Here is a 10,174-nt window from a genome sequence, read left to right as displayed (position 1 = left end):
CTTGGTAGCTTTCGGATTCCGTCCTATCCTTTCCAAGGTAGTTATCAATATATTTTGATATTTTCTGCATTCCTTCCTTCATTAGGTAACATTCATTTACTACTCATTTAAATTAAGTTCAGTCCTTCAGTATTTCGTAAGACTTCTTGGTATTGCCAAGCTTGTATCCATACCTACTATGACTTCTGCTGACTTCTTACAGCAATTGTTATCCATAGTTCTGTAAAAAAAAAACTTTCCTATGTCTGTAAGACCTCCCCAGGTAAGAACAGTAACTTTCCCCTCATATACCTGCTATATTTACCCTAAATATCTCCGTACAACTTTGGACTTCAGTTTGTTTAGCAACCTTATCCGATATTATTGAGCCTGATATAGTTTCTGTTCGTCAGGTCAAGGGTTTGCCTAGCGCTTCCTTCAGATTCCACCTTGCGATGGACACCCTTGCATTTGGCTAACACTTCCCGTTGTAAAGGCGTGTTCGGGACTTACACCCTAGAGTTACTACCCATGCTGGGCACACTAAAAAAAGGCTGTCTACTCACAATTGAAGACAGCCTCTTTTTTGTTTAATAAATATCGTATTTTTACTTAGTATAATTTATTCTGAAATATAAACTATACCTAATAAATTACTTCTGAATGACATCGAAGTAACCTTTATGAGATAGATCCTTTTTTTTGTCTATTGAATACTATCAAAATAAGTCTTCAGAATTTCCTCCCTAAAATTAGGATGAGCAATCGAAGCTAGAGCCTCTACTCTTTGACGAATTGTTTTTCCTCTTAGATCCGCTACACCATATTCAGTCACAACGTATTGTGCATGTGCACGTGTTGTAACTACTCCGGCACCTTGCTTTAAAAAAGGAACAATCTTATTTTCCCCCTTCTTAGTAGTTGAACTAAGGGCAATAATAGCCTTACCACCTTTACTTAGGCTAGCTCCTCTAACAAAGTCCACTTGACCTCCAACCCCAGAGTAAATTTTTGATCCAATAGAGTCTGCACAAATTTGACCGGTAACATCTATTTCAACTGCCGAATTAATTGCAATTACTTTTGGATTTTGTCTAATAATAGAAACATCATTCGTATAAGAACATTCTCTAAACAAAAACAATGGATTATTGTCTATAAAATCATATAAGCGTTTAGATCCTACAGCAAAAGTTCCAACAGCCTTGTACTTATCTATATTTTTATTGGCCCCAGTTAAAGCGCCTGCTTCTATTAAATCAATAACTCCATCGGAAAACATTTCTGTATGTAAACCTAAGTCTTTATGATTCCTTAATTTTTGTAATACAATTTCCGGAATGCTTCCTATTCCCATTTGTAAAGTACTTCCATCCTCAATCATTTGAGCGATATAATTTCCAATTTTCTCATCTTGCTCACTAGCAATACCAGAGCCATAATCTTCAATAATTGGAGTATCAAAACACACCGCCGTATCAATTTGTGAAATGTGAATGCTTGCATCTCCAAAAGTACGAGGCATAAAGCTATTGATTTGAGCAATAACTAATTTGGCATTTCTAATAGCAGCTAAAGTTCCCTCTACTGTACTACCTAAAGAAACAAAACCATGTTCATCTACGGATGAAACCTGAATTAAAACGACATCTAAATCTAAAATTTCATTATCAAATAAAGTAGGTACCTCGCTCAAAAACACGGGAGTATATGAACCATTACCTTGTTTAATAGTATGACGAACATTTCCTCCTGTGAAAAAAGAATTTACTCTAAAACTATCTTTATATTTTAAATCAGCATAAGTTGCAGGTCCAAGGGTGTGGATGTGACAAAACTCAACATCTGTTAATTCTTCGGCGCGATCGACAATAGCGTCAATTAAATGATTTGGAGTACAAGCTATACCATGTAGATAAATTCTATCTCCTGATTTTATCTGACTAGCAGCTTGTTGGGCGTTTAAGTATACCATCTTTTAACTAATAAATATGTACTTTTGGATTAAATAATGTTTTTTATTAATGAAAAAACACACTTTTTTTATCAAAAGTGTAAAAATACGCTTTTAACTCTTTCAAGGCAACCAAAAAACTATACTGTTACATTTTTTTCATTGCTGGTAATAGTGTAATTTTGTAGCACTTAAAAATAAAAAGTATGATAATTCCAAAAACTCTAGAAGAAATTGAGTTAATCAGACAAAGTGCTTTGCTGGTTTCCAAAACTTTAGGAATGATTGCTACAGAACTAAAGCCTGGAGTAACAACTTTAGATTTAGATAAAAAAGCTGAAGAGTTCATCAGAGACCATGGTGCTGTACCAGGTTTTAAAGGCTTATATGGTTGTCCTTCTACTTTATTAACAAGTGTGAATGAACAAATTGTTCACGGACTTCCAACCAATACACCTATACAAGAAGGAGATATTGTTTCTGTAGATTGTGGAGCTTTAATGAATGAGTTCTATGGAGATCACGCCTATACTTTTGAAGTAGGCGAAGTAAAGCCAGAAACTAAGAAATTATTACAAGTAACAAAAGAATCTTTATACGTAGGAATTCGCGAATTCGTTATTGGAAATCGCGTGGAAGATGTAGGAAGTGCAATCCAACGTTACTGTGAGGCACAAGGCTATACAGTAGTTCGTGAGCTAGTAGGTCACGGTCTAGGAAGAAAAATGCATGAAGGTCCTGAAATGCCAAACTATGGTAAAAGAGGGAAAGGAAAGAAATTTGTGGAAGGTTTAGTTGTTGCAATTGAGCCAATGATCAATTTAGGAACTAGAAATATTAAGCAACTTAGCGACGGTTGGACTATTGTAACTAGAGATGGAAAACCATCTGCTCACTTTGAACATAATGTTGCCTTAATTAATGGTAAACCAGAATTGCTTTCTACTTTCCAATATATTTATGATGCTTTGGGAATTCAAAGTGATGAAGAGAAAGAATTTAGAGCTAAACCTTTAGTTTTATAAACTACTTAGTAAAGACTTCTTACTTTTTTTCAATGAAGAAAACGTTCAAATGGATATTAAACATTGTACCTCGACCGATTTTAATTCGGTTGAGTTACCTTGTTAGACCTGTATTAGCATGGTATTTAAAAGGAGACAAATACACGGATCCTATTGACCAGAAAAGCTTTAAGACTTTTTTACCCTATGGTTATGCTACCACTAGGGCAAATGTCTTATCTCCTAGTACACTATCCTTAGAGAGACACCGCCTTTTATGGTTGTATTTGGTTAATGAAACCGATTTCTTTACTAAAAAAAGAAGTGTTTTACATTTTGCTCCTGAACAAGCCTTTTACAAAAGGTTTAAAAAACAGCCCAACCTTAACTATATCACAACGGATTTGGAGTCTCCCCTTGCAGATGTAAAAGCAGATATATGTAATCTTCCTTTCGAAGACAATAGTTTTGATATGATTTTATGTAATCATGTCTTAGAACATATACCAGATGATACAAAAGCAATGCAGGAATTATACCGTATTATGAAACCCGGAGCAATGGGTATTTTTCAAGTTCCTCAAGACTTAGACAGACCAACTACTTTTGTTGATGATTCTATTACTGACCCTAAAGAAAGAACTTTGATTTTCGGGCAGTATGACCATGTAAGAATATATGGAAGGGACTACTTTGATAAACTAACTCAAATTGGCTTTAAAGTAGATCCGGTAGATTACACTACTACCCTTAGCGACAAAGAAATACAGACTTACTGTTTGGCCAAAGGAGAAATCTTGCCAATTGTCTATAAATAGACATCTCTTATCTATTGTAAATTATAACAATTAGGTTAATAATTAGAGTGACCATTACTTTTGTGCTAAAAAACAAAACACTCCCTTTTAAAAACATTTATTTCTATAAGCCCATATTTATAAGTATCTTTAACTTTCATTAAGTAGATCCTACTGTATAAATATTCTAGCTTCAATGAAAAAATATTTTTTATTTATAGTCGTTTTATGGTCTGCCTTTTCTTGGGCTCAAGTTCCACAAAACACCACTGCTCCTTACATAAAATCAGCCAGCTTTATGTGTCAAGGTCAATCGTGTAATCCCTTTTTTGCCCTAGGAGATCCTTTCACATTAGAATTTGATGATCTATATGGTCAAGATAGTAATTACTACTATAGAGTCATTGCCTATAATTACGATTGGACACCATCGGAACTTCGTCCAATCGAATATATTTCAGGCATGAGCAATCAGCGTATTATGCAGGAAGATAATTCCTATAATACTCTACAAAATTACACCCATTATAAATTAACTTTACCTAATCCAGTATATAGGGTAACTAAAAGTGGTAATTATGTCTTAGAGGTATATGATCAAGATGATCAGGTAATCATTAGAAGAAAATTTATTCTTTATGAGCAAAATGTTCAAGTAGGATTAAATGTAAAGCGAACTAGAGATTTAGATACCTATGAAACAAAGCAAAATCTAGAATTTACCGTAGCCTTAGGAGATAACTTATACCAAAACCCTACTACTAATATAAAAGTGGCTATTTTTCAAAATGGCAGATGGGACAGTTTTATAGGTCATATAAAACCCCAATATACAATTGGTAATGACTTATTATATAAATACGAAAACCCAACCCAATATTGGGGACTAAATCAATACCTTAACTTTGATAATAGCGATATACGACTAACCAATAGTTACATTGCGCAAACCAATTCAGATAATGGCATTTACAATACGTATCTATATTTAAACCAAAGTAGAAAAAATAAAGGATACACTTATTTCCCAGATATTAATGGACAATTTGTTCCAAGAAATATCAATGGTAGAGACCCTAGTATAGAAGCGGAATACTCCTGGGTGTATTTCTCTTATCAACCTAGTGATGATATGCCAGAGAATACCCAATATTACATTAGTGGGATGTTTAATGATTATGCTTTAAACCAAGAAAGTAAAATGGATTACAACCCTGATAAAAAAATCTATGAAAAAGCAATATTGATTAAACAGGGTTTTACCAATTATAGCTATACGGCTGTAATTGACAATAAGGTTTCACCTCAAAATAACCCTGATGGTAATTATGCCCAAACTACTAATGCCTATCAAGTGATCGTTTATTATAGAAAAACAACAGACTTATACGATAGAGCAATAGGAATAGGGTATGCCAATGCCAAAGACATCACCTATTAAACGTTAAATAACTATAATAACGCCTGTTATAGAGTGTTAATTAGGCAAATACTGTAAAATAATTGATTAACTTTGAGTATCTAACTTCCCTTTCACTATGAACATACAGACAAATAAAGACATTGAAGTAGGTGTGACTCCGCATTTCAAAGGTAGTTTTTATCAAGGCAATACGCTGTATTATGCCTTTAAATACACCATAACTATTACTAATAATTCCCAAGTACCTATTAAAGTAGATTCTAGGTTTTGGCAGATATATGATAGTTTAAATGAAACTAAAATAGTTCAAGGTTCTGGCATTGTCGGGGAGCAACCCATCATTTTGCCTTTAGATAGTCATTCTTATAGTAGTAGTTGCATCTTACAATCTAGTATTGGCTCGATGGAAGGTTACTATAAAGTAGTTAATTTAGTAGATAATAAGTTTTTTAAAGTTCAAATACCTAATTTCAAATTAATCGCCTCGTATGCGATGAATTAGGCTAAATAAGTCCCATTAAAGTAGAGATATTTAAAATTCTTTGCGAATTTTTTATTATCTTTGTACAAATTCATTTTACAACAAAATTTAAAAAGAAAAAATATGTCAAACGGATTCTACAAAGTTCCAACAGCAATTAACGAGCCAGTTAAGTCTTATGCACCAGGAACAAAAGAAAGAGAATTGACTTTGAATTCTTTCAAAGAACAATACAACCAACAAGTTGATATTCCACTATATATCGGTGGAGAAGAAATTCGTACAGGAGATACGAAAGATTTATTCCCTCCATTTGATCACAAACATAAATTAGGAGTTTACCATCAAGCTGACCAAGCCTTAATTGAAAAAGCTGTTTCAACTGCTTTAGAAGCTAAGACTAAATGGGCTGCTATGCCATGGGAACACAGAGCTTCTATTTTCTTAAAAGCTGCTGATTTATTAGCTGGTCCTTACCGTGCTAAAATCAACGCTGCTACAATGATTGCTCAAGCAAAAACTTTACACCAAGCTGAAATAGATTCAGCATGTGAGTTTATTGACTTCTTAAGATTTAATGCTGAATTTATGGCACAAATCTATGCAGAGCAACCAGCTTCATCAGAAGGAATGTGGAACAGATTAGAGCACAGACCTTTAGAAGGATTCATCTATGCAATTACTCCATTTAACTTTACAGCTATTGCAGGTAACTTACCTACATCAGCTGCAATGATGGGTAACGTAGTAGTTTGGAAACCTTCAGCAACTCAAATTTACTCTGCAAGAGTAATTGTTGAAGTATTACAAAAAGCAGGATTACCTGCAGGAGTTATCAACGTAGTTTACGGAAACTCTGCTATGATTACTGATACATTATTGGCTAGCCCAGATTTCGCAGGTATCCACTTTACAGGATCAACAGGAGTATTTAACTCTATGTGGAATAAAATTGGTCAAAACATAAATAACTACAAAACATACCCAAGAATTGTTGGGGAAACTGGAGGAAAAGACTTCGTAGTTGCTCACCCTTCAGCTTGTGCAAAAGAAGTTGCTGTTGCTTTAACTAGAGGAGCTTTCGAATACCAAGGACAAAAATGTTCTGCTGCTTCAAGAGCTTACATCCCTGCTTCATTATGGGAAGATGTTAAAAAATACATGACAGAAGACTTAGCTACAATCAAAATGGGAACTCCTGAGGACCCAGCTAACTTTGTATCTTCTGTTATCTCAGAATCTTCATTTGATAAATTAGCTAAAGCTATTGACCAAGCCAATGCTGATACAGATGCTGAAGTAATTTTAGGTGGTAAGTATGATAAATCAGTAGGTTACTTCATTGAGCCAACTGTTATCCAAACTTCAAACCCTCACTATGCAACAATGGAAAACGAATTGTTCGGACCTGTTCTAACAGTTTATGTTTACGAAGATGCAAAATGGAGCGAAACTTTAAAATTAGTAGATCAAACTTCAATCTATGCTTTAACTGGAGCTATATTAGCTACATGTCGTTATGCAATTATCGAAGCTACAGAAGCATTACAAAACTGTGCTGGTAACTTCTACATCAACGATAAACCAACAGGAGCAGTAGTAGGTCAACAACCATTTGGAGGAGCTAGAGCTTCAGGAACAAATGATAAAGCTGGTTCAGTTCTTAACTTATTACGTTGGGTATCTCCACGTACAATTAAAGAAACTTTTGTACCTGCAACAGACTACAAATATCCTTTCTTAGGATAATCATATATCTTATAAGCGGTGCTCTTTATAGAAGCACCGCTTCTTTTTTCACAGTACGTTTATTGAGGATTCATGCATCCCTATGAAGATCATATAAAAGTATTTTTCAAAGCCCTACCCTAATTAGCTTTTGCTATTTTTATCCTTAATAATTTTTTAGTACTGGATTCATTTTAAAATAATCTAGAACATGTATAAAAAATTAATTCAAAACAAACAGCTAGTAATTAATCCACCTGTATTTTTCACTTCGATTTTATTAATTATTAGCCTTATTAGTGCCTGTCTACTATTTCCAACAAAAATAGGTCCATGGTTTGCTCAAGCACAATACCTAGTTACCACTAACTTTAGTTGGTTCTTTATTATTACCGTTAATATCATTCTGATTTTTGCACTCTATTTCGCCTTTAGTAAATTCGGTAGCATCCGTTTAGGTGGAGATAATGCAGAACCAGAATTCACCAAGACATCCTGGTTTGCAATGTTATTTAGCACAGGTATGGGAATTGGAATTATGTTCTATAGTATAGCAGAGCCTGTTTCACATTACATAAATCCACCAAGACCCACTTCTTCCGATATAGATTCGGCTATTCAAGCAATGGAATTCACCTCTTTACACTGGGGATTACATGCTTGGGCAATCTATGCCATGGTAGGTTTAGCATTGGCTTTTTTCTCTTTTAACAGAAAACTACCAATGACTTTCCGTTCCCTATTTTATCCATTTTGGGGAGAAAGAATTCATGGTTGGTGGGGACATACCATTGATATTTTATCTACTTTAGCAACTGTCTTTGGTTTATCCACTTCACTAGGTCTTGGAGTAACCCAAGTTAGTGCAGGATTAACCTATCTTTATGGATGGGAAATCTCACCTATAGTACAAGCAGGTATCATTCTACTTGTTATTGGTGTAGCAAGTATATCGGTATTCTCTGGATTAGACAAAGGAGTTAAATTACTAAGTAATGCCAATATGTATTTAGCAAGTGCCTTTATGCTAACTATTTTTATATTAGGCCCTACTTTATTTATATTAAAAGGCTACGTACAAAACACTGGTTCTTATTTGGCTAACTTTATAGACATAAGTACATGGAATGATACCTATGGTTCTAGTGGTTGGCAAAACGCATGGACAATATTTTATTGGGCATGGTGGATTGCTTGGTCTCCTTTTGTTGGTAGCTTTATTGCACGTATATCAAAAGGTAGAACCATAAAAGAGTTTATCTTAGGAGTTTTAATCGTGCCAGGGCTAATTACCCTGCTTTGGATGAATATCTTTGGCTCTAGTGCCTTAGAAATGATTCTAAATGGAGATACTACTATTGTAACGGCTGTTACTACAGATATATCCACTGCCCTCTTCTCCTTTTTGGAGCATTTTCCTTATTCTGAGTTCTTATCTATAGTTGCTATTATATTAGTATTTTCATTCTTCATTACCTCTTCCGATTCAGGTTCCTTAGTAATAGATAATATTACCTCTAATAGTGAAGGAAAATCACCTGTATGGCAGCGTGTTTTCTGGTCTTTTGCTCAAGGATTAATTGCCATTGTTTTATTATGGGGTGGAGGTTTAGATGCCTTACAAACTGCCGTAATAATCACTGGACTACCCTTTGCTGTTATATTAATAATTCTGTGTTTCAGCCTTTATAAAGGTTTACAGGAAGAATTAAAGAAAAAGCAAAAACAACAAATGTCAATAGAAGAGAAATCCTATCAACAGGTAATCTCCGATTTATTAAATCAACCTAAAACTACAGAAAATGAATAAGAATAAAGCATTAGATATACTAGTAGGTTTAGACCTATCTTTTATGGATAAGTACTTAATTGAGTACTTAGAAGTACTTGATTCAGTACTTAACATCCAACACATCACCTTTGTACATAACATTAAAATCACGGAACTTTCCAAAGACTTTCTTACCCAAGAAAGTATCTCACTGATTAAGGAAAGAATTCAACAAAATATAGAGCAACAAGTAGCTCAAACCAAAATTGATTATACTTTTAGTGTAGAAATTGGCTTGCATACCTACTCTGAATTAGCATTTATAGAACTTAGCAAAAAAAAGTTATATGATATGCTAATACTTGGTAACAAACAGCACTTAAATGGTAATGGAGCTTTAGCACAAAAACTAATACGTATTTTGCCTTTAGCAACTTTACTTGTTCCTGAAACCTTTAATAAAACAATATCAACAGTAATAGATGCTATCGACTTCTCCAAGTATACACCTATTATTATGAACTGGGCAGATCGCTTTAAAAACAATGATAAGAATCTTTTAATTGAGCATACGGCTGTTCATATTTCGAAATTCTCTTGGGGGTTCTATGCCATGATTACAGATAATCAATTCGAGAAGGCTAGTAAACAGGATATTTTAGAAAAACAACAAAAATGGAATAAGACCTACTCCACGTACACCAAAATAGACGTAGTTGGAGCTAAAGATCAAAATATTCCAGCAGCACTTATGCAATACGCTAGCGATAAACACGCCGATCTTTTAATCTTAGGGGTAAAAGGATACTCAAGTATAAAAGAAATATTTTTAGGTAGTGTAGCCAATCACGTACTGCAACGCCCAACAAATACTTGTTTATTATTTGTAAAGGAAATAAAGAAATAATCCAAATCGAGTAGGAGGCTGAAGATTATTTCTTCAGCCGACCTCTCACACCACCTGGCATACGGATCCGTACCAAGGCGGTTCTTAACTTTACGATACTTTTAAGTAGATGTCATGTATAGAAGTATAG

8 protein-coding genes are annotated in these 10,174 nt (G+C 34.2%); 7 read left to right on the top strand and 1 reads right to left on the bottom strand.

Annotated features, from left to right (window positions below):
- Positions 1 to 685: 685 nt before the first annotated feature.
- The gene (locus tag ACYSNX_RS12455; RefSeq protein ID WP_461754988.1) at positions 686 to 1,954 is read right to left on the bottom strand and encodes an acetyl-CoA hydrolase/transferase family protein; all 1,269 of its coding nucleotides are present in this window, start codon (positions 1,952 to 1,954) and stop codon (positions 686 to 688) included.
- 185 nt (positions 1,955 to 2,139) lie between these two features.
- Between ACYSNX_RS12455 and map the strand changes: the two genes are divergently transcribed.
- The 7 genes from map (at position 2,140) to ACYSNX_RS12420 (ending at position 10,044) form a co-directional block, all read left to right on the top strand.
- Positions 2,140 to 2,958, top strand: a complete 819-nt coding sequence (map, locus tag ACYSNX_RS12450; protein ID WP_461754987.1) for a type I methionyl aminopeptidase — start codon at positions 2,140 to 2,142, stop codon at positions 2,956 to 2,958.
- 32 nt (positions 2,959 to 2,990) lie between these two features.
- Positions 2,991 to 3,755 carry a class I SAM-dependent methyltransferase gene (locus ACYSNX_RS12445; protein WP_461754986.1) on the top strand — a complete coding sequence of 255 codons (765 nt, stop codon included), beginning with the start codon at positions 2,991 to 2,993 and terminating at the stop codon, positions 3,753 to 3,755.
- Positions 3,756 to 3,930: 175 nt separating this feature from the next.
- On the top strand, positions 3,931 to 5,175 hold the full coding sequence (locus ACYSNX_RS12440) for a type IX secretion system plug protein (RefSeq protein ID WP_461754985.1): 1,245 nt from the start codon (positions 3,931 to 3,933) through the stop codon (positions 5,173 to 5,175).
- 97 nt (positions 5,176 to 5,272) lie between these two features.
- A complete protein-coding gene (gene apaG / locus ACYSNX_RS12435) occupies positions 5,273 to 5,659 on the top strand; it encodes a Co2+/Mg2+ efflux protein ApaG (RefSeq protein WP_461754984.1) in 387 nt (128 codons plus the stop codon).
- 102 nt (positions 5,660 to 5,761) lie between these two features.
- Positions 5,762 to 7,387 carry an L-glutamate gamma-semialdehyde dehydrogenase gene (gene pruA, locus ACYSNX_RS12430; RefSeq protein WP_461754983.1) on the top strand — a complete coding sequence of 542 codons (1,626 nt, stop codon included), beginning with the start codon at positions 5,762 to 5,764 and terminating at the stop codon, positions 7,385 to 7,387.
- A gap of 190 nt (positions 7,388 to 7,577) precedes the next feature.
- The gene (locus ACYSNX_RS12425; protein ID WP_461754982.1) at positions 7,578 to 9,176 is read left to right on the top strand and encodes a BCCT family transporter; all 1,599 of its coding nucleotides are present in this window, start codon (positions 7,578 to 7,580) and stop codon (positions 9,174 to 9,176) included.
- Positions 9,169 to 10,044, top strand: coding sequence for a universal stress protein (locus tag ACYSNX_RS12420; protein ID WP_461754981.1), 876 nt, complete (start codon positions 9,169 to 9,171; stop codon positions 10,042 to 10,044). Before ACYSNX_RS12425 ends, ACYSNX_RS12420 begins: the two co-directional genes overlap by 8 nt.
- Positions 10,045 to 10,174 lie beyond the last annotated feature (130 nt).

This window comes from Myroides sp. LJL115 (assembly GCF_054871665.1).
Note: the sequence above shows the minus strand (reverse complement) of the source record. Positions and strands in the feature narration are given on the sequence as shown.